The 20793-nt window shown below is 63.7% G+C and carries 19 protein-coding genes; 7 read left to right on the top strand and 12 right to left on the bottom strand.

Going from position 1 to position 20793, the window contains the following annotated elements:
• Positions 1–84: 84 nt before the first annotated feature.
• The 3 genes from AC1IN8_RS09795 to AC1IN8_RS09785 are packed head-to-tail and all read right to left on the bottom strand — an operon-like array spanning position 85 to position 1272.
• A complete protein-coding gene (locus AC1IN8_RS09795; RefSeq protein ID WP_479758745.1) occupies positions 85–531 on the bottom strand; it encodes a DUF6691 family protein in 447 nt (148 codons plus the stop codon).
• Between the two features lie 13 nt (positions 532–544).
• Positions 545–958 (bottom strand): YeeE/YedE family protein, encoded by a 414-nt coding sequence (locus AC1IN8_RS09790; protein ID WP_479758744.1) that lies wholly within the window; start codon positions 956–958, stop codon positions 545–547.
• Entirely contained in the window at positions 958–1272 is a 315-nt protein-coding gene (locus AC1IN8_RS09785) for an ArsR/SmtB family transcription factor (RefSeq protein WP_247625900.1), read from the bottom strand. The genes AC1IN8_RS09790 and AC1IN8_RS09785 overlap by 1 nt, the downstream gene beginning before the upstream one ends.
• 92 nt (positions 1273–1364) lie before the next feature.
• On the opposite strand from AC1IN8_RS09785, the gene AC1IN8_RS09780 reads away from it, so the two are divergent.
• The 3 genes from AC1IN8_RS09780 (at position 1365) to AC1IN8_RS09770 (ending at position 3233) form a co-directional block, all read left to right on the top strand.
• Complete coding sequence (locus tag AC1IN8_RS09780; protein WP_043132505.1) at positions 1365–1550, top strand: YgaP family membrane protein; 186 nt, start codon at positions 1365–1367, stop codon at positions 1548–1550.
• 365 nt (positions 1551–1915) lie between these two features.
• Positions 1916–2281, top strand: coding sequence for a hypothetical protein (locus AC1IN8_RS09775; protein WP_319916540.1), 366 nt, complete (start codon positions 1916–1918; stop codon positions 2279–2281).
• 223 nt (positions 2282–2504) lie between these two features.
• Positions 2505–3233: an MgtC/SapB family protein gene (locus AC1IN8_RS09770; protein WP_139436338.1), complete on the top strand. Its 729-nt coding sequence runs from the start codon at positions 2505–2507 to the stop codon at positions 3231–3233.
• Positions 3234–3302: 69 nt separating this feature from the next.
• Here the strand turns inward: AC1IN8_RS09770 and AC1IN8_RS09765 are convergent, their stop codons facing one another.
• From AC1IN8_RS09765 to grpE, 8 genes are all read right to left on the bottom strand, one after another.
• On the bottom strand, positions 3303–4313 hold the full coding sequence (locus AC1IN8_RS09765) for a substrate-binding domain-containing protein (protein WP_479758743.1): 1011 nt from the start codon (positions 4311–4313) through the stop codon (positions 3303–3305).
• Between the two features lie 27 nt (positions 4314–4340).
• Positions 4341–5756, bottom strand: coding sequence for a glycoside hydrolase family 32 protein (locus tag AC1IN8_RS09760; protein WP_479758742.1), 1416 nt, complete (start codon positions 5754–5756; stop codon positions 4341–4343).
• Positions 5756–7120, bottom strand: a complete 1365-nt coding sequence (locus AC1IN8_RS09755; RefSeq protein ID WP_479758741.1) for a sucrose-specific PTS transporter subunit IIBC — start codon at positions 7118–7120, stop codon at positions 5756–5758. Before AC1IN8_RS09755 ends, AC1IN8_RS09760 begins: the two co-directional genes overlap by 1 nt.
• Before the next feature lie 82 nt (positions 7121–7202).
• Complete coding sequence (locus AC1IN8_RS09750; protein ID WP_479758764.1) at positions 7203–8117, bottom strand: aminoimidazole riboside kinase; 915 nt, start codon at positions 8115–8117, stop codon at positions 7203–7205.
• Positions 8118–8274: 157 nt separating this feature from the next.
• A complete protein-coding gene (locus AC1IN8_RS09745; RefSeq protein WP_479758740.1) occupies positions 8275–9771 on the bottom strand; it encodes a carbohydrate porin in 1497 nt (498 codons plus the stop codon).
• Between the two features lie 262 nt (positions 9772–10033).
• On the bottom strand, positions 10034–11170 hold the full coding sequence (gene dnaJ, locus AC1IN8_RS09740; RefSeq protein WP_139436326.1) for a molecular chaperone DnaJ: 1137 nt from the start codon (positions 11168–11170) through the stop codon (positions 10034–10036).
• A 112-nt stretch (positions 11171–11282) separates the two neighbouring features.
• A complete protein-coding gene (dnaK, locus tag AC1IN8_RS09735) occupies positions 11283–13208 on the bottom strand; it encodes a molecular chaperone DnaK (protein ID WP_139436324.1) in 1926 nt (641 codons plus the stop codon).
• A gap of 334 nt (positions 13209–13542) precedes the next feature.
• On the bottom strand, positions 13543–14118 hold the full coding sequence (gene grpE, locus AC1IN8_RS09730) for a nucleotide exchange factor GrpE (RefSeq protein WP_025327678.1): 576 nt from the start codon (positions 14116–14118) through the stop codon (positions 13543–13545).
• A 263-nt stretch (positions 14119–14381) separates the two neighbouring features.
• On the opposite strand from grpE, the gene nadK reads away from it, so the two are divergent.
• Positions 14382–15266, top strand: a complete 885-nt coding sequence (gene nadK, locus AC1IN8_RS09725; RefSeq protein ID WP_005332581.1) for an NAD(+) kinase — start codon at positions 14382–14384, stop codon at positions 15264–15266.
• Between the two features lie 39 nt (positions 15267–15305).
• On the opposite strand, the gene AC1IN8_RS09720 is transcribed toward nadK, so the two are convergent.
• Entirely contained in the window at positions 15306–16466 is a 1161-nt protein-coding gene (locus AC1IN8_RS09720; RefSeq protein WP_479758739.1) for a GGDEF domain-containing protein, read from the bottom strand.
• Positions 16467–16800: 334 nt separating this feature from the next.
• On the opposite strand from AC1IN8_RS09720, the gene recN reads away from it, so the two are divergent.
• From recN to AC1IN8_RS09705, 3 genes are all read left to right on the top strand, one after another.
• The gene (gene recN, locus AC1IN8_RS09715; RefSeq protein ID WP_139436320.1) at positions 16801–18465 is read left to right on the top strand and encodes a DNA repair protein RecN; all 1665 of its coding nucleotides are present in this window, start codon (positions 16801–16803) and stop codon (positions 18463–18465) included.
• 532 nt (positions 18466–18997) lie between these two features.
• On the top strand, positions 18998–19879 hold the full coding sequence (locus AC1IN8_RS09710) for a DHH family phosphoesterase (protein WP_479758738.1): 882 nt from the start codon (positions 18998–19000) through the stop codon (positions 19877–19879).
• A gap of 396 nt (positions 19880–20275) precedes the next feature.
• Positions 20276–20716 carry a universal stress protein gene (locus AC1IN8_RS09705; RefSeq protein WP_139436315.1) on the top strand — a complete coding sequence of 147 codons (441 nt, stop codon included), beginning with the start codon at positions 20276–20278 and terminating at the stop codon, positions 20714–20716.
• Positions 20717–20793: the final 77 nt, after the last annotated feature.

Here is a 20793-nt window from a genome sequence, read left to right as displayed (position 1 = left end):
CCGGTGCGCGCACTCCTCCTGGCGGCGCTGAACCGGCAGCGGCCACCGCGCCCTTGTCCCGGTGCAGGCTGCTACCTCATGCCATCAGCGGGGACGGGATGGACTCACCTTGCCCCATCCCCTCGCCACCCCTTTATCAAACAGCAGTATCCCGGCCACCATGGCCGCGATGAAGAGCAATATCATGGGCTGGCCGCTGGAGATCAGGCTCAAGGCCGGCCCGGGACAGATGCCCACCAGCCCCCAGCCGATGCCAAACAGCGCGGCCCCGCCGATCAGGCGGCGATCCAGCCTGGGGGTGGGGACAGCGACGATGGGCTCACCCAGCAGGCTCCGGCTGCGAGGCTTCACTAGCAGGAAGTAACCCGGCATAAAGACCAGCAGGGCGCCCCCCATCACGAAGGCGAGGCTGGGATCCCAGGCTCCCGCCAGATCGAGAAAGGCGATGACCCGGGCCGGATCCACCATGCCGGAGATGGCCATCCCCAGCCCAAACAGCAAACCCGCGAGCAAACTTGTCAGCAATTTCATGGCAATCAACCTGTCAGAAGAGGTGGTGGGTCAGAAAGACGGTGATGACACCGGCCGCCATAAAGGTCAGGGTGGCGACGATGGAGCGCAGGGAGAGCCGCCCCATGCCGCAGATGCCGTGACCGCTGGTACAGCCATTGCCAAGACGGGTACCGACGCCCACCAGCAGACCGGCCAGCAACACCACCGGCCAGCCGGGCAGGGTGGTGAATGCGGGCATGGTGGCCCAGCCCAGGGTCAGCGCCAGCCAGGCACCGCCCCCCAGCCCCAGCAGAAACAGCCAGCGCCAGGCCTGTCTGTGTTGCAAGGCGCCGGCCAGGATGCCGCTGATCCCGGCGACCCTGCCGTTGAACAGCATCAGGATCAGGGCCGCGAGCCCCCCCAGCATGCCGCCGCCCAAAGAGAGCAGCCATTGGCTTTCCATCATCAAGATTCCTTATTTTCTGAGTGACAAAAATGGGTTTGCAGCGCCGCCAGCACATCGGCGGCCGCCTCGCTCACCAGCGAGTAGTAGATCTGCTGTGAGACCTTGCGCGAACGGATAAGGCCATGGCGCTTCAATACCGAAAGTTGCTGGGAGAAGGCCGACTGCCCGAGCTGGCTGTGGGCCAACAGCTCCCCGACCCCCTTCTCCCCCTCCACCAGCTGGCAGAGCACCATCAGGCGCTCAGGGTGGGCCAACGCCTTGAGCAGGGAGGCGGCCGCCGTCGCGTGTCCGGTCATCTCGTCGAATGGGCTCATAAGCATAAATTAGCAATTGCTGATATTTAGTCTATTGTATAAATCAACACTAAATTAGCAACTACTAAACAACCAAAAAAGAGGAGAGGCACATGACAGTCGATAACGGAGTCAGAGTGGTCGCAGGCTGCATCTTGCTGCTGTCGCTGCTGCTCACTGCCTGGGTCCACCCGGGCTTCGTCTGGCTGAGCGTCTTTGTCGGGGTCAACCTGATACAGAGTGCGTTCACCGGCTTCTGCCCCGCCGCCATGATCCTGAAGCGCATGGGCATGAAATAGCCCAGACCGGACGATGAAAACGAGGGAGCTATGGCTCCCTCGTGGTAAAACCTCATTTTGTTTCAATATGTTGCTGTCTGGGGCCCAGGGTTTACCCCGGCGGCCGTATCGGCTACCATGTCGCCTCTAATCAATAGCGGAGACCGTCGGTGGGCAACTCATCAAGTGACAGATCCACGCCGACTCCTGTCGTCGGCACCCTGGTCGCGAGCTAGCCGCAGAGTCCCTCTGCCGCAACTCGCAGCCCTGCGAGAAGCGGAAATCCACTCCCCTCTTCTCTTTATACACTTGACGTCGGGTGACTCCTGGCCAATGGCCATGGGCGCCTTGCCTGCATAGTTTCTGCTTCCCACAAGGAGGCTGCTATGCGTTTGATATCAACCCAGTCTGTATCGACTCACCCCCTGCTGAACAAGCTGGGCCTTGGCATGCTGCCGCGCTGGCTGCGGGGCAAACGGCGCCAGCACCACTACCGGCTGCAGATCCGCTGCGAGGATCGCGCCGATCTGGAGCAGGTGCTGGAGATGGTGAGCCACACCCTGCAGCCGGCCGGGCTGCACCCAATGCAGTCCATGACACCGGGCCGCAGCGGCGGGCGTGAGCTGGTGCTCAACCTCCAGTGCACCCCGCCCCAGCGCCGCTATCTGGTGCAGTTTGTCCATCAGGTCGGGGCCGCTCACCCGGTTCGCTGGGAACTGCGCCCTCGCGGTGGCGATCCCGGGCGCACCTGACAACACCATACTGTGTAAACCAGAGTTCAGGGGGCCGGCCATGCTGGCCCCCTGAACTCTGGGGCGCGCTCTCTGCCCTATGGGGATGCACAGAGGACGCCCCGCACGCCGTGTTTCATTTTTTGCTGGCCAGCAGCGCAATCATCGCCGGGCGCTTCCGCCCTCTTGTGCGGCGTTTCATCATGGATTGCGTGCAGCCATCGCTCATCAGAAGGAGTACCCCATGAGAATGTGGCAACAATTTGATCTGCTTGCCCTCATCGACACCCTGGCCAGCCTGCTGCTCGCCTTCGTGCTCGGCAGCCTGGTCGGGCTGGAGCGCCAGTACCGCCAGCGCACCGCCGGCCTTCGCACCAACGTGCTGGTCGCCGTGGGGGCGGCCCTGTTCGTCAACCTGGCCCAGCGCATCTATGACCTGCACGGCGGCAGCTATGGGGTGGTGCACGTGGTGGCCTATATCGTCTCCGGCATCGGCTTTCTCGGCGCCGGTGTCATCATGCGCGAATCGGGCAACATCCGCGGCATCAACACCGCCGCCACCCTCTGGGGCGTGGCGGCGGTGGGGGCGGCCAGCGGCGCCGGCTTCGCCATGGAGGCCATCCTCGGCGCCCTCTTCGTGCTGGCGGCCAACACCCTGCTGCGCCCTCTGGTCAATCAGATCAACCGTCATCCGGTGGACAATACCGACACCGAGGTGACTTACCGCGTCACGGCGCTCATCCGCCGCACTCACCAGAAAGAGGTGCTGCCCTGGCTGGAGCAGAAGCTGGAGCAGGCCAACTACCCCCTGAGCGAGCTGGATATAGAGCCCTTCGGGGAGCAGGACATCGAGATCTCGGCTGTGCTGCTCGCCACCTCCATCGACGGCGACGAGCTGGATGCCCTGATGAAGACGCTCGGGGAGCATCCCCGCATCAAGCAGATCTTCTGGCGCGCCAGCACCACGGACTGAGCCCGCAGCCCACAGCAAAAAGCCCCGCCAGCAATGGCGGGGCTTTTTCATATGAGACCTGATGGATGACTAGCGGCGACTGCGCCAGCGCACCCTGGGGGGGATCACCTGGGCGGTCTGCTCAGGAGGGTTACCCGCAATCAGTTGCTGCATCAGTTCGAAGGCGGCCCGGGCCAGGGCCGGACAATCCTGGGCCACGGAGTCGATGCGCATGGGAATGCAGTCGAGCAGATCGTGATCGTCGAAGGTGCACAGGCGCATGCCCGTCTCCATCAGCCCCGCCTCGTTGAGGTAGCGCAGCACCCCTTCCAGCAGGGTGAAGGAGGCGGTGAAGAGCCCCCGGGGCGGCGCCCCGAGCTCGGCCACCAGCTCAGCCATCAGCTGATAACCCGAGCTCGGCTGATAGTCGCGATGGCGCACCCGGGCGGGATCCGCCTCCAGCCCGGCCCGGTGCAGACCCAGCTCATAGCCCGCCAGCCGGTGGCGGCTGGGGGAGAGATCCAGCAGGCCGCCGAAGTAGTAGATCTCGGCGTCGCAATCGATCGCCATGTCCCGCACCAGCTCGGCGGTGGCCTTGCAGGCGTCCGAGATCACCATGGGCAGGCGCGACTCGCCGATGTGGCGGTCGAGCTGCACCACCGGCAGGCGGTCGTGAATGCGGGCATAGATGTCGTCGCTGTGGCCGCTGGAGGCGACGATGAGGCCGTCCACCTGGCGGCTGATGAGGTTGTCCACCACCCGCTGCTCCAGGGTGGGATCATCCTCTGAGCAGGCGATCAGCAGCTGGATCCCCGCCTCCCGACAATGGGCCTCCAGGGCGCGCGCTATGCTGGCAAACCCGAAGTTGGTGAGATCGGGGATCACCAGCCCCCAGGTGTAGCTGCGGCTCTCGCGCAGGGAGCGGGCATGAAAGCTCGGCTGATAGTGGCACTCGTCCGCCACCGCCTGGATCCGCTTACGGGTATCGTCGGCAATCCTGTACTCCGCACTCTTGCCGTTGAGCACCAGGCTGGCGGTGGCCTTGGAGACCCCCGCGAGCTCGGCTATCTGGGCAATCGTGATCCGTTTCTTCTTCTCCACCTGACCTCCCGGCACACTGAGACCGGGCTATTGTACTAGGCAGGCCGCCAGCGGCCAGTGATCGAGGCAAATTTTGCTGCCATCACCACCGCAACGTGCGGAAAGTACTGGGTTTTCACCGGGGAAGTAGCGGGTAGACAGGGTCTGGCGGCCGCCGTCCACGAAACACTCCAGGCTGGAGCGATCGCACAGGACGGTGATCTTGCCTCCAAGCCAGGGGCAGCATCGATCCTCCCAGGCCCCGCTTTGCCAGTTCTGGCGACGCAAGGTGAGGCGCCCCGGCTGCCAGTGCAGCTCGACCAGGGTGCCGAACCAGAGGCTCCCCTCCCGGCCGAGGTGCAGATCGAGCCAGGCCGAGTCGATGGCCAACCCCGGAAACTCCCCAAGCGGCCCCTCGAAGCGGGTCTGCTCCCCCTTCAATGCCGCCAGCTCCGCCACCGGCCGCTGGCAGAGCCACTCATCCTGCCAGAACAGCTCCCGCGGGCAGCTCATCTGGTGCAGCCAGCCATAGGGGATGGTGGGCTGGCTCATCTCGTTCTCCTCCGGCAACCCCAGCCAGCCGAACAAGAGCCGCCGCCCCTGGCGGTCCTGGGTGGTTTGCGGTGCATAGAATTCGAAGCCCCGGTCCAGCTCGTGGAAAGCGCCGTGCTCGAAGCGCTCGCCGTCGAAGTTGCCCGCCAGCCAGCCGCACTGATAGAGATTGCGATAATCCTCCCCCACCGGGGCAATCCCCTGGGGGCAGCTGATCAGCACATGGCGATCCCCTAACGGGAAGAGATCCGGGCACTCCCACATATAGCCAAACTCGCCAAGACCACCGCGCCCGCTACCGGCGATAGGGCCCACCAGCGTCCAGGCATCCAGCGCGTCACCGCGATAGAGCAGCACCTCGCCCTTGTCATCCAGGGTGCGCGCTCCCAGCACCATCAGCCACTGCTGGCCTTCGTGCCACACCTTGGGGTCTCGCACATGGCCGCTGTAGCCTTGGGGCAGATCCAGCACGGGGCCCAACTTCTCGAAACCGCCCTCACCATCGGCGCGGGCCAGACACTGATAGGCGGTGCGGCTGCCATCCGGGTATTTGACGTTGCCGGTGTAGACAAGGGTCAGGCGCCCCTGCTCGTCGCTCACCGCCGAGCCCGAATAGCAGCCGTGGCTCTCATAGTCCTCGGTGGGCAGGAGTGCCACCGGCTCGTGCTGCCAGTGCAGCAGATCGGTGGAGGTGACGTGGCCCCAGCCCTTGTTGCGATGCTCGCAGCCGAGCGGATTCCACTGGTAGAAGAGGTGGTAGCGCCCGTCGTGCTCGATAAAGCCGTTCGGGTCGTTGAGCAGCCCCACCGGGGCTGCCAGGTGCCAGCGGGGCCGATGGGGATCGGCCGCCGCCTTGAGCTGTCCGGCCAGCAGCGACCGGACAACCTGGTTGAGGAGATAGGCGTCCTTCATCACTCCACCTTGTACTTGAGCAGGTAGGAGGCGGCGAAGGCGGCACCGAAGGCGATCACCAGCCCGATGACATAGTGGATGAGGCTCATGGGCTGGACGATTGCCATGCCGGGGATCCCGGTCAGCCCCACCGCCGTCATCCCCACCTTGGCCGCCACCACGTAGGCGCCGCCGCAGGCCCCGCCAAACAGACCGGCTAGGAAGGGTTTGATGTAGCGCAGGTTGACGCCAAAGATCGCCGCTTCCGTGATGCCGAGCAGGCAGGACATGGCAGCCGGCACGGTAATCGCCTTGATCTTCACGTCGCGGGTCTTGAAATAGACAGCCAGGCAGGCACCGCCCTGGGCCACGTTGGCCATGGCCCAGATGGGCAGCAGGAAGTTGACGCCAATCTGCGGGTTGGCCAGCAGACCCGCCTCGATGGCGTGGAAGCTGTGGTGGATGCCGGTGATGACGATAAGCGAGTAAGTGCCGCCAAATACCAGCCCCGCCAGCCAGCCCGCCTGCTCATAGAGAGCACTCAGGCCGAACGAGATGCCATCCCCCAGCACCCGACCCGCCGGGCCGATAAAGAGCAGCGCCACGAAGCCGGTGATGATGACAGTCAGGAAGGGGGTGAGGATGAGATCCAGTGCATCCGGGATGCGCCTTCTCAGCTGTTTCTCCAGGTGGGACATGAACCAGACCGCCAGCAGCACCGGGAAGACGGTGCCCTGATAGCCGATCATGGCCACGTCCAGCCCGAAGAAGTCCATGGTCTTGAAGCCACCGGCCACGCCCCAGGCGTTGGTCAGGGCCGGGTGGGTGAGAATGCCACCGAGGGTCGCCCCGAGGTAGGGGTTGCCGCCAAACTCCCGCGCCGCTGTGAAACCGATCAGGATCGGCAGTATGATGAAGGCCGCCGAGCTGAACATGTCGAGCATCACGAACAGCGCGCTGTCGGCATTGACCCAGCCGTAGGTGCGCACCATGCCGAGCAGCCCCATCAGCAGGCCGGACGCGACTATGGCCGGAATGATGGGGACGAAGATGTTGGAGAGAGTCCGCGCCAGGCGCTGGGCCACATTGAGCTTGGCCGTCGCCATGTCGGTCAGCTCCGCCTTGCTGGCGGTGCCGGTCCCGGTCAGGGTGACGAACTCGGCATAGACCTTGTTGACCAGGCCGGTGCCGAAGATCACCTGAATTTGGCCGGCGTTGCTGAAGCACCCCTTGACCCCGTCCAGCTTGTCGATGGCGGCCTTGTTCACCTTGCTGTCGTCCGCCAGCACCAGCCGCAGCCGGGTGGCGCAGTGGGCGGCGCTGACGATGTTCTCCCTGCCCCCGAGCAGGGGCACCAGATCCTTGGCTATCGCACTGATATTCATAATCTTCCTCTTATGACCCGCCAGCTGGCGGGCCCTTGTCACATGAGAGTAGGGGCTGTCGACCCGGGCTTCTAGCCGCAGATCAACGGCCGCTTGCGCCCGATCGCAAAAATTCATCCAGCCGGGTGCGGGTGGGCAGCGCCGTCATGGCCCCCTTGGCGGTAGTGGCGAGCGCCCCGCAGCCGTGGGCCTGGGCCAGGATGGCGGGCAGCTCGGCCAGCATCGGCAGCGAGGAACGCCCGGCCAGGGCCGCCAGGAGACCGGCGACGAAGGCATCCCCCGCCCCCGTGGTGTCGATGGGCGTCACTTTGGGCCCCACCCACTCCAGCCACTCGCCATCCAAACGGGCCACCACACCGGCCGCCCCCCGGGTCACCAGCACCAGGGCCGGGCCTGAAATGGTGGCGAGCCCTGTGGCCAGATCGTCCAGGCCGCTCAGCAGTTGCAGCTCCTCCACCGAGAGCTTGACCACGTCCGCCAGGGCCATGGCCTGACGTACCAGCGGCAGCATCTCGGCCGGGTTGCCCCACACCTCGGGCCTCAGGTTCGGGTCAAAGCAGACCCGCCCCCCGGCCGCCTTGATGGCCGCCATGGCCTGCAGGCAACTGCTGCGCACCGGCTCGTTGGCGAGCGCGATGGAGCAGGTGAGCAGCCACTGACCGGCCTCGAAGCGGGGCAAGTCAGCCGGCTCGAGGAACTGGTCGGCACTGGGGCGCACCATAAAGGTGAAGCTGCGCTCCCCCTCTTCATCCAGTTCCACCAGCACGGTCGAGGTGTTATGGGCCGGATCCTGGTTCAGGTGGCGAATGTCGACGCCCTCCCTTGTCAGGGTCTCGGCCATAAAGCGGCCAAAGGGATCGGCGCCGACCCGGCCGATAAAGGCCGATTCCCCGCCGAGCCGGGCAACGCCCACCGCCACGTTGGCGGGCGCACCGCCCGGACACTTGAGGTAGTGCTCCTTCCCTTCCGGGATAAGATCCACCACCGCATCCCCCATTACCCACACACGATTCGTCACCTTGTTGCTACTCCACTGCTGCACAGGATTTGCCAGAGCCGGGCCCTGATTTCTTGGTCCGCATTATCAGCTAAACCGTTTTAGCCAACCAACAGATCCCGGCGCCTGCTGCCATTTTTGTGATCGGGATAACGAACTAGAACCAGGTTTCCATCTGCACGCCAAAGTTCCACTCGCCACCGGCGGCGAAATCGCTCTGGCCCATGGCATCTGTGCTGGCGTAGTTGTCGAGCTCGGAGGACCAGTCCATCCAAGTGGCGAATACCCGCAACTCGGGTCGCTCGAAGAAGCCGGCGGTCTGCGCCTTGAAGGTGGGGGCGAAGGTGAGCTTGGTGAAGTTGCCGCTCACCGCCTGACGCCCCTTGTAGCCCTGGGGATCCAAGTCCATGTACTGCCAGGCGGCCTCGTAGACCAGCTCCACGTTCTGGCTCAGCACCTGGGCCACCCGGGTGTTGAGGGTCAGCCACTGATACTCGTCCCCCTTCACGTAGCGATCCTGGCTCTGCTCCGCCAGCAGGGCCGGAGCGACACGCCAGCGCGGGTTGAGGTCGGTGGCGCCAAACACGGCGACCCGCACCGCGTCGGCATCCGGCAGCAGCTCGCTGTCGGAGCCCAGTCCCTTGAGCTCGGCCCCCAGGCCATGGCCATAGAGCACGGCGGCCTTGGAGAAGCCGGGGCTGATGCCAAAGAAGCTGTCCGCGTGGTAGGCCACCAGGGTGTGCGCCCCCTTGTCCGCCGCCTCGCTGCCAACGCCGCCGTCGTTGATGCGCGCCTCGTTGTCCTTGGCCGAGAGGCCGTTCAGCATCCACTGCCAGTTGCCGAAGCGGTTGTTCATGGTGAGGATGTAGCTCTCTATGTCCGACAGGCCGCTGGCGCTGATGTCGCCGTAGTCGCGCCCGTAGAGGGAGAAGTTCGCCTTCCAGCTGTCGGCCAGCTGCACGTCGTAGACGCCGCCGCCGGTCCCGGCCAGGAAGACCACGTCGGAGTCGAGCCAGTGGATGTCGAAGTTGTCCCGATCGAAGCGCTTGCCCGCCCACAGCACCGAGTGCTGGAAGGGGCCGTCGAAGCTCGCCAGGTCGCCGATCTCGGCAAACACCTGGCGGGTGTTGAGGCTGGAATCGCTGGCGGTCCAGTCGTTGCTGGTCTCCACCCCGTCCGCCAGCATCAGCTTGTAGCGGGCCCAGCTGCCATCGTCGAAGGTCTGGGTCTTCAGCAGGTTGGCCTCCATGTAGGTGTCATCCTCGTTGCCAAGACGACCCACGGCCCCGCCCACAGAGCCGGCCGGGGTGATGTAGGGGCCGCCGCGCCCGCCGCTGCCGTTGCCGTTGACCAGAAGGCCCGAGCGGGCGTAGCCGTGGAACTCGAAGCCCTGGGCCCCGGCGGTCTGCTTGTCCACCTTCTCGCTCTGGGCCTTGGCCACCACGGCGGCCTCCCTGGCCTCGCTCGCCTTGCTCTGGGCCTCATCTGCCCTCGCTTCGGCGGCGGCGGCGCGGGACTCTGCCGCCTGCACCCGTGCCTCCAGCGCCGCCAGTCGGGCTTCGATACCGCCATCCGCCGCCCACAGCGGGCTGCTCATCCCCAATCCCAGCGCCACCGCCACCGCCAGCGCCAACTTGCTCTTGAACATCGTCATCTTCCTCACCTGTCATCTGCCGCCCGTCCGGGCGCTGTTGTTATGGACGAGTAGAGGATAGCTAAACCGCTTTAGCTGATTCAATATGCCAGCTAAACCGTTTCAGCCACTTGTGATCAGAGTAACGTTTGCACAGGGAAAAGCGCCGGGAGTTGTGAGGAGGATCCCTCATCGGGATCCACTCAATAGAGGGGATCCGGGGCAAATGGCAGGCAAAAAGAAAGCCGGCACTGAAGGCCGGCTTGGGTCACGCGGGTCGCGGTTACTTGGTCAGGTCGTCGAAGAAGCGTTTCACCCCTTCGAAGAAGCCTTCGGATTTCGGCTTGTGAGTCTTGGCGGCGGCACCGCTGAAGGACTCGTCCAGCTGGCGCAGCAGATCTTTCTGGGTCTCGGTCAGCTTGACCGGGGTCTCGATCACCACCTTGCACATCAGATCCCCGACCTGGCCGGAGCGCACGGACTTGACGCCCTTGCCCCGCAGGCGGAACAGCTTGCCGGTCTGGGTTTCCGCCGTGACCTTGAGCTTGACCCGGCCATCCAGGGTCGGTACTTCGATCTCGCCACCCAGGGCCGCTGCGGTGAAGCTGATGGGCACCTCGCAGTAGAGATCGTTGCCGTCACGGACGAAGATCTCGTGCTCCTTGACGTGCACCTGTACGTAGAGATCCCCGGCCGGCGCGCCGGCCTCTCCCGCTTCCCCTTCGCCGGAGAGGCGGATGCGATCCCCGGTGTCGACGCCCGCCGGGATCTTCACCGACAGTGTCTTGGTCTTCTGGTAGCGACCCTCGCCATGGCACTTGCGGCAGGGATCCTTGATGATCTTGCCGCGACCGTGACAGTGGGGGCAGGCCTGCTGCACCGCGAAGAAGCCCTGGCGCATCTGCACCTGACCGGAGCCGTGACAGGTCGGGCAGGTATGGGCCTGGCTGCCGGTGTGGGCACCGGACCCGTTGCAGACCTCGCAATGGACCTGGGTCGGGATCTTGATCTCCTTGGAGACCCCGCGCACCGCCTCTTCCAGGGTCAGCTCCATGTTGTAGCGCAGGTCGGAGCCACGGGCCGGGCCGCGACGACCACCCCCACGACCACCGAAGATGTCACCAAACACATCGCCGAAGATGTCACCGAAATCGGCACCACCGCCGAAGCCGCCATGGCCGCCGCCCTGGCTCTGATCCACGCCGGCATGACCGTACTGGTCATAGCGGGCACGCAGGTTCTCGTCGGTCAGGACCTCGTAGGCTTCCTTGACCTCTTTGAACTTCTCTTCCGATGCGGCATCACCCTGATTGCGATCCGGGTGATACTTCATCGCCAGACGCTTGTACGCCTTCTTGATCTCGCGCTCGTCGGCACCTTTCGATACCCCGAGCACTTCGTAGAAATCGCGCTTCGACATACTCATCCTGTTCTACTTGAGCCGTTATGCAGACGGGCGTTGGTTACCCAACGCCCGTGAAATCATTGACTGAGCCGATGGGCAGAGTCTGCTCTGCCCATCTGGGTTGGGCTTATTTCTTGTCGTCTTTCACTTCTTCGAACTCGGCGTCGACCACGTCGTCGTCAGCCTTGGCGGAAGAAGAGGAGTGACCGGCCTCGGCACCGGCGCCTTGCGCCTGAGCCTGCTGCTGGGCAATCTCCATCAGCTTCTGGGACGCTTCCATCAGGGCCTGTTGCTTGGCTTCGATGGCAGCCTTGTCGTCACCCTTGATGACGGCTTCCAGCTCGGACAGTGCAGTCTCGATCTTGGCCTTGTCATCGCTTGGCAGGGCTTCACCGGCTTCGGTCACCTGCTTGCGGACCGAGTGGACCAGACCGTCAGCCTGGTTGCGGGTCTGCACCAGCTCTTCGAACTTCTTGTCTTCCGCCGCGTTGGCTTCCGCCTCGCGTACCATGCGTTCGATCTCTTCATCAGACAGACCGGAGGAGGCCTGGATGGTGATCTTCTGCTCCTTGTTGGTCTCCTTGTCTTTCGCAGAGACGTGCAGGATGCCGTTGGCGTCGATGTCGAAGGTCACTTCGATCTGCGGCAGACCACGCGGTGCCGGACGGATGCCTTCCAGGTTGAACTGGCCCAGGGACTTGTTGTCGCTGGCGCGCTTGCGCTCACCCTGCAGCACGTGAATGGTCACGGCAGACTGATTGTCTTCGGCAGTGGAGAACACCTGGGACTTCTTGGTCGGAATGGTGGTGTTCTTCTCGATCAGCGCAGTCATCACGCTGCCCATGGTCTCGATACCGAGCGACAGCGGGGTCACGTCCAGCAGCAGTACGTCGGTCTTGTCACCGGACAGTACGGCACCCTGGATGGCGGCACCCATGGCCACGGCTTCGTCCGGGTTGACGTCTTTACGCGGCTCTTTGCCAAAGAAGTCGGCAACGGTCTTCTGAACCAGCGGCATACGGGTCTGACCGCCCACCAGGATGACGTCGTCGATTTCGCCGACCGCCAGACCGGAGTCTTTCAGGGCGACACGGACCGGCTCCAGGGAGTCTTTCACCATGTCTTCCACCAGGGATTCCAGCTTGGCGCGGGTCACCTTGATGTTCATGTGCTTCGGACCTGTGGCATCTGCAGTGATGTACGGCAGGTTCACGTCGGTCTGCTGGGCGGAAGAGAGCTCGATCTTGGCCTTCTCGGCGGCATCTTTCAGACGCTGCAGAGCCAGCTGGTCGTTGCGCAGGTCGATGCCCTGCTCGCGCTTGAACTCTTCAACCAGGTAGTTGATGACACGGTTGTCGAAGTCTTCACCACCCAGGTGGGTGTTACCGTTGGTCGCCAGCACTTCGAAGGTGGTCTCGCCTTCCACTTCGTCGATCTCGATGATGGAGATGTCGAAGGTACCGCCCCCTAAGTCATACACGGCAACCTTGCGTTCGCCCTTGACCTTGTTCACGCCATAGGCGAAGGCCGCGGCAGTCGGTTCGTTGATGATGCGTTTTACATCCAGACCGGCGATGCGACCGGCATCCTTGGTGGCCTGACGCTGGGCGTCGTTGAAGTAGGCCGGTACTGTGATGACGGCTTCGGTCACCGGCTCGCCCAGGTAATCCTCGGCGGTCTTCTTCATCTTCTTCAGCACTTCGGCAGAGATCTGCGGCGGTGCCATCTTCTTGCCTTTGACTTCTACCCAGGCGTCACCGTTATCAGCCTTGGCGATGGCGTACGGCATGATCTTCAGATCGCGCTGTACTTCTTCATCTTCGAAACGACGGCCAATCAGACGCTTGATGGCGAACAGCGTGTTCTTCGGGTTGGTGATGGCTTGGCGCTTGGCCGGCTGACCAACCAGGATTTCGCCGTCATCGGCATAGGCAATGATGGACGGAGTAGTACGGTCGCCTTCCGCGTTCTCGATCACGCGAGCATGGTCGCCATCCAGAATAGCAACGCAGGAGTTGGTAGTACCCAGGTCAATACCGATGATTTTACCCATTTGACGAATCTCCAAATACTTTGAATAAACTGGCGAGGGGCTCGCCTTAAATACGTTAACGGCTAGGTGGGGCCTGACACTGTGGCTTTCAAGCACCCGACATCAAATTCTTTCCGTGTCACTCAAGTTTCCATGCCACTGAAATCAGATGCCGCCGTGGCCTTGCCACCTATATGGGGTCTCAAGCCGACGCTTCAAGCCCTGACCTTAAAAAACCGCGCATTCTTGCCACTTGGGCGCAAGAGTGCTTGCCAAATGGCGCCATTGCATATTCTGATGGCGCCGCTACCAATAAAAAGCCCGCCGAGCGGCGGGCTCAGCACAGGGACGGGACTCAGGCCGGGGCCTTGGAGACCATCACCATGGCCGGACGGATCACCCGACCGTTGAGTTCATAGCCCTTCTGCATCACGGCGATGACGGTGTTGGGCGCCAGTTCGGCGTTCTCTATCATGCTCATGGCCTGATGGGCGTTGGGGTCGAACGGCTGGTTCTGCGGATCCAGGGCGACCAGGCCAAACTTGGCCACCGAGCTCTGCATGGATTTGAGGGTCAGCTCGACCCCTTCGATCATCGGCTTGAGCGCCTCGCTCTCCTTGTCGGCCAGCTCGATGGCGCGCTCCAGGTTGTCCAGCACCGGCAAGAGCTCTGCGGCGAACTTCTCCAGCGCGAACTTGTGGGCCTTCTCCACGTCCTGGGCGGCACGACGACGCAGGTTTTCCATCTCGGCAACGGCACGCACGGCGCGCTCGCGCTCTTCCAGGGAGGCCTGCTGGGCCGCTTCCAGTTGGGCCTCCAGCTCGGCAATGCGGGCCTGCTCGGCTGTCACTTCACTGTCTACATCGGTCGGCTCGACTGGCTGGACTTCCACTTGCTCCATCGCTTCAACCTTTTGTTCTTCGTGGCTCATGACATCTCCAATATTCAGGGTTGCTTATGAGGGGCTGCTGACGTTCAGACAAGCGACACGCGTCAGCGGACCCTGTGTTGGCGCTATTATGGGGACGCAGCCCCGGCTTTCAAGGGGAAAAGGGCATATCGGGCACAATGCCTGCCGCCAGCCGGCCAGCTTGCCACTTTTCGGGGCCGATTGCGCCAAGGGGCATGGAGACAGACAAATCCCCGGCAAAGCGCGGTATACTCCCCGCAAGACTTCCCCAGACCCGATAACCTATGGATTCTCCGTTCAAAACCGTTGCCCTCATCGGCAAGCCCCATCATGAAGGGGCCAACCAGACCCTCAGCGGCCTGTATCAATACCTGAGTACCCGCGGTTTTCGGGTGCTGCTGGAGAGCCGGGTCGCCCAGACCTTGGGGATCCTGGGTGACAACGTGATGGATCTGGTGCAGCTCGGCGAGCAGGCGGATCTCGCCATCGTCGTCGGCGGTGACGGCAACATGCTGGGAGCCGCCCGGGTGCTGTCCCGGTTCGATGTGGCGGTGATAGGGGTGAACCGGGGCAACCTCGGCTTTCTAACCGATCTCTCGCCCCAGGACTATCTGCTGCCCCTGGAGCAGGTGCTCTCCGGCCACTTCAAGAGCGAGCACCGCTTCCTGCTGGAGGCCGCCGTCTATCGCCACGGCGAGCGCAAGTCGAGCAACCTGGCGGTCAACGAGGCGGTGCTGCACCCGGGCAAGATAGCCCACATGATAGAGTTCGAGGTCTATATCGATGGCAGCTTCATGTACAGCCAGCGCTCGGACGGCATCATAGTGGCCACCCCCACCGGCTCCACCGCCTACTCGCTATCGGCGGGGGGCGCCATCCTCACCCCCAAGCTCAACGCCATCACGCTGGTGCCCATGTTCCCGCACACCCTGAGCAGCCGTCCCATAGTGCTGGACGCGGACAGCGAGGTGCGGCTGCTGGTCTCCCCCGACAATCAGGATGACGCCATGCAGGTGAGCTGCGACGGTCAGGTGACCCTGGCGGTCCACCCGGGGGACGAGATCCTCATCAAGAAGAGCCAGCACAAGCTGCACCTGGTGCATCCGCTGGATTACAGCTACTTCCACGTGCTGCGCAACAAGCTCGGCTGGGGCAGCAAGCTGTTCTAGCAAGCGGGCCCGGGCCGACGCGAGCCTGAAGGCGAGGGCCTAGCCCTCGCCCCCCTCGACCAGCCGAAGCGGTCCGGGTTCGAGCTGCAGATGCACGCCATTTCTCCCCGCTGCCTTGACCCTGTACATGGCCTCGTCGGCCTTCGTCAGCAAGTGCGCCAACCCTGTCTCTGCACAGGCGCAGACGCCCCCCACACTGACCGTCACCCCCTCGCACGGCGGGCAGGCCCCCTGACGGGAGCCCGTCTCTATCTGGCGGCGGATCCGGTCGCAGATGTCATGGGCCATCTGGCCGTTCACCCCTCCCATGATGAGGGCGAACTCCTCGCCACCTATGCGCCCCACCAGATCATCCTTGCGCGCCTCGGCCACCAGCACCCGGGCCACGTAGCGGATCACCTCGTCACCGCAGCCGTGGCCAAATCGGTCATTGACGCGCTTGAAGTGGTCTATGTCGAGCACCACCACGCAGCGCATCTGCCCCGGCAACGCCCGCTCCCCCAGCCTGAACAGGCCGCGCCGGTTGAGCACCCCGGTGAGGGGATCCCGCTCCGAGAGGGCCAGCAGCGCCTGCTCCGCCTCCACATAGGCCACCAGGGGCAGCAGCAGTACCGAGCCTATGGTCAGCACCATGTGCATGAAGAAGATGCCATCCAGCAGCCCGTCTCCGTTGCCCATGCGACTATCAGGCCCCAGCAAGAGCAGCAGCCCCTGGCTCAGCAGTATGGTGAAATGGAGCAGATAAATGGCAGCGACGGCATGGAGCACCCGCTTCTGGTGCCGGCTGAGGGAGACGATGAGACAAGCACACCAGAGGTAGACCACCGACTCCATCAGGGCCAGCACAATGCGCACCTCGAAGCGGCTCGACAGCCCCAGATAGGCAAGCAGCAACAGGGCAACCCCTCCCCACAGGGGACGGGGGCGCCAGGACCGGCCATAGAGGGCATAAAAGCCGGCCAGCAACAGCAATATGCTCATGAGGGAGACCAGGCCACCGACCCTGATCCCCAGGGCCGGATGACCACTCCCTATTCCCAGACTGAGCAGCAGGATGGAGAGTGAGAAGAGGAAGGCCGACAGGGACCAGAACAGGAAGTTGCGCCGACCCGGCTTCAAGAAGTGGATGAACAACATGAGCAGTGCCGACATCAGATTGATTGCCAGGGAGATCAACAGCAGGGTCGGGGTGTGGATCATCTGGACGCATCCTTGGTGTGAGGCACGGTGGCCTGCCCTTGAACCTGAGCCATGCCTGTCTCGAGTGTGTCTCAGCTACCCCGACTCCACAAGTTCACCGCCGCGACAAGACCCCATAAAGGTGAACGAATACAGGCTCATCGCGCGACTGCTCCCAGTCTCACATCCCCCATGGGATGCCATGGCGGCTCAGCGCCTCTCCCAGTGCAACCTCCTCGCACAGCCCCTCATCCCCTTGCCCGGCAAAAAATCCCGCCCCGTACACTTTACTGTATATAAGACCAGTATATACTGGATGCATACACAGTAATGTTGACCCATACAGGATGAGACCATGCTGACCCAGCTGACCGTCAACAACTTTGCCATCGTCAAGTTTCTCGAACTCGATCTGCAATCCGGCATGACCTGCATCACAGGGGAGACGGGGGCAGGCAAATCCATTGCCATCGACGCCCTCGGCCTCTGCCTCGGCGAGCGGGCCGAAGCCAGCATGGTGCGGCCGGGCAGCGACAAGACGGAAGTCAGTGCCCGTTTCCTGCTGGACGGCAACCCCGCCGCCCGCGCCTGGCTTGCCACCAACGAGCTGGAGAACGACGGTGAGTGCATCGTTCGGCGGGTGCTCTCCGCCGAGGGGCGCTCGCGCAGCTACATCAACGGCGTCCCCGTCCCCCTGGTGCAGCTCAAGAGCCTGGGTCAGTTGCTGGTCAACGTTCACGGCCAGCACGCGCATCAGCTACTGCTCAAACCCGACTATCAGCTTGCCCTGCTGGACGGCTATGCCGGTCACCACCTGCTGCTCGATGAGGTGCGCCAGCACTATCAGCAGTGGCGTCAGCTGCAGAACGAGCTCAACCGTCTCAAGGCCGAACAGCAGCAGCGGGAGGCCCGCCGCCAGCTCATCGAGTATCAGGTGCAGGAGCTGGACGAGTTCGCCCTGCAACCCGGGGAGTTTGAGGCCATCGAAGAGGAGCACCAGCGTCTCGCCAACGGCACCGAGCTGATGCAGGAGTGCGGCTATTGCCTCGACCTGCTCTATGACAACGAGGAGACCACCATAGCCGGCCTGCTGCAGGTGGCGGTGGACAGAGCCGAGACCCTGGTCGGCATGGACAGCCGCCTTGGCAACGTGCTCGGCATGCTGAATGAAGCCCTGATCGGTGTGCAGGAGAGCCACAGCGAGCTGCGCAGCTATCTGGATCTGCTGGAGCTGGATCCCGAGCGTTTTAACGAGCTGGAGGCCCGCCTCTCCAAGGCGATCAACCTGGCCCGCAAGCACCACGTCAAACCCGCCGAGCTGGCCCAGTTCCACCAGGATCTGGCCAGCGATCTCGCCCGCCTCCACTCCGATGAGGAGCGGTTGGAGGGGATGGAGGATGAACTGGCCGAGGCCCGTCAGGCCTTTGTCCAGGCGGCAGAGGTGCTCAGCCAGAGCCGTCAGCGCTATGCCCAGGAGCTGGCCACCCAAGTGACCGCCAGCATGCACGAGCTGGCGATGCCCGATGGCCGCTTCGCCATCGAGGTGCGCCCCGACGCCCAGAGCAGCCTCTCTCCCCTTGGTATCGATCGGGTGGAGTTCATGGTCACCACCAACCCCGGGCAACCCATACAGCCGCTGGGCAAGGTGGCCTCCGGCGGCGAGCTGTCGCGCATCAGCCTCGCCCTGGTGGTGATCAGTGCCCGCAAGATCTCCACCCCCACCCTGATTTTCGACGAGGTGGACGTGGGGATCAGCGGCCCGACGGCAGCCGTGGTGGGCCGCCTGCTGCGTCAGCTCGGCGAATCCACCCAGGTGATGGTGGTCACTCACCTGCCCCAGGTGGCCGGCAAGGGTCACCAGCACATGGTGGTCAGCAAGCACACGGACGGCAAGACCACGGAGACCCAGATGCAGGCGCTCAACCAGGGTGCCCGCCTCAACGAGCTGGCCCGTCTGCTGGGGGGAGATCAGATCACCGACAACACCCTGGCCAATGCCCGCGAGCTGCTTGCCTCCTGAGGGTGGTGCGACAAGCCATCGACGCCGCTCGCCGCCTCTGGGGCGGCGAGCCATCCAGCCTTCGTCGACATGAGCGGGAGTGAGTCATCAACCTTCCGACGCCAGCCCTAAGCGCCATGTCATCCACCTTCATGGTGACCTGACCGGAAGGAGAGCCACCAAGCCACCGGTACGGGGGTCAGTGATCAACCTCCCCGGTTGTCCGCCCAACGCGGCGGATCCCAGCCCCTTGTACGACCTGCCCGAGGCGCCGAGTCATCACCCCCGGCAATCTGCCAGGGGGGCGGGCACCGGCACTAGCACAGGGCCACCCTATGCCTCTGCTGCCAGGCGCCAAGTGTCACCAAGGGCTTGGGTCGATGGCGTGCTCCCGGCACCTCCCCCAGCCCTCGGCGCCCCAAGCGAAGATCGGCCGAATTTGCCCCCCTGGCCGCCAGACAGTAGAGTGGAACCGACTCGGGCCCCATGGCCCCCTCTGGCCCGGCGCCGCGACATGCGGCCGAGACCATCACCCGACATCAGGAACAACCTCATGCTTCATGTCTTTGGCCACAAGAATCCCGACAGCGACAGCATCTGCACCGCGCTGGTCACCGCCGACTGGCTCAACCGTCAGGGTCGACCCGCCCAGGCCTATGCGTTGGGTGAACCCATTGCCGAGACCCGCTTCATCCTGGAGACGGCGGGCGTGGCTGCCCCCCCGGTTCTGACGGGCAGCGTAGCCAACAAGCCGGTCTTTCTGGTGGATTTCAGCGAACTGGAGCAGGGGCCGGAGGGGCTGGCCGAGGCCGATGTGCAGGGCCTCATCGATCACCACCGCATCGGCACCCTCATCACCCGTGGCCCCCTCGACGCCTGGGTGAGGGCGGTCGGGTGCAGTGCCACTGTGCTGCTGGAGCTGATGGGCCATGACAATCTGTCCCGCGCCCAGGCCAGGTTGTTGCTGGGGGCCATCATCAGCGACACCTTCAACTTCACCTCCCCCACCACCACGGCAGAGGACAGGCTCGCGGTCGACCGGCTGCTGCCCATCGCCGATCTGGCCCTGGCCCCCTTTGCCCAGACCCTGCTGGAGCGGCGCACCCAGTTGGGCGATACCCCCCTGTGCGAGCTGCTCGTTGCCGACGAGAAGGCCTATCAGATAGCGGGCCATTCCCTCATGGTCAGCCAGATCTGCGTGATGGACCCGAGCCAGATCCACAGCCGGATGGAGGAGCTGCATCACGCCATGGCGCAGAGGCTGACCCTGGACTCGCTGGATGGCTATGTCTTGATGCTGACCGATCTGGCCAAGGGGAGCAGTGAGCTCCATTTTGCCAGCAGGGGCATACTGCCAGCCAAGCCGGTTCACCTGGCAGGGGCCCTCAGCCGCAAGAAAGAGGGGCTTCCCTGGTTGACCCGACAGCTGTCATAAGCCCCAGCCAGCCCCTGTCCCAGTGGCGGCCCGCCGATCGCCACTGGGATTCCCCCCTTCGACATAGGCTCCCTGCACCTTGGCTCGAAGCCGGGAGAGCAGCATGATCACCAGGCACAGCCAAGACAAACCCCACGGCTGTGCTACCCACGGACCTTTTACCCATCTCATTCCTCCATCAAGGGGGCCATGGACGGCATGTCTTCATTCTCCGTTCAACTGCGTCTGTTATGCTGATGTAAACAAAGGTGATCTTGCGCGCCATCACCGACAAAGGATGACGTCTGGCGCCCACAGACAGACAAGTGAGAACCATGCAATACAGGGCGGGATCACTGTGGTAGGGGACAGCTCCTTTGTCCCCGGTGACCCGCGCCATGCCAAGGAGAACTGCTGATGACCCACACCAACATAGTGCTGTTGCTGGAAGGCAAGGATTACGAGCAGGAGACGCTGGCCAAGGCGAGCCGCCTGGCGCAGGGGCTGGGGTGCGATCTGACCCTGCTGCACCTGACGCACAGCAGCAAGGTGCGTCGCAATAGCCTATCGCTGTCCGAGGAAGAACGCAGTGCCCAGGGCACATTGGATGCCAAGGCCATCATCAGCGAACTCATCACCCTGCTGCCTCATCCGGTGGATTACCACTGCCTGGTGGTCGATGATGTGGTCAGGGATCTGGGCCAGTGGCTGAGCACCCACCCGGCCTCGCTCCTGCTGGTCGGCAGCCGCCACCACTGGATGGAGGGATCCTTGGCCCGCCTGCTCATCTACAAGCTGCCCGTCGATATCCAGATCTGCCACGAGCCCTATGCCGAGCAGCTCAAGGCGGTCGGCTGAGTACCCGGGAGCCCGCTCAACGAGCGGGCTCCCTGCATTTATCCCCTAGGTAGACCTCCCGGACCCTTGCACTACCC

The sequence above is a fragment of the Aeromonas sp. 130281 genome (assembly GCF_056642115.1).
The sequence above is the reverse complement of the archived record's forward strand: the minus strand, read 5'-3'. Positions and strand labels throughout refer to the sequence as shown.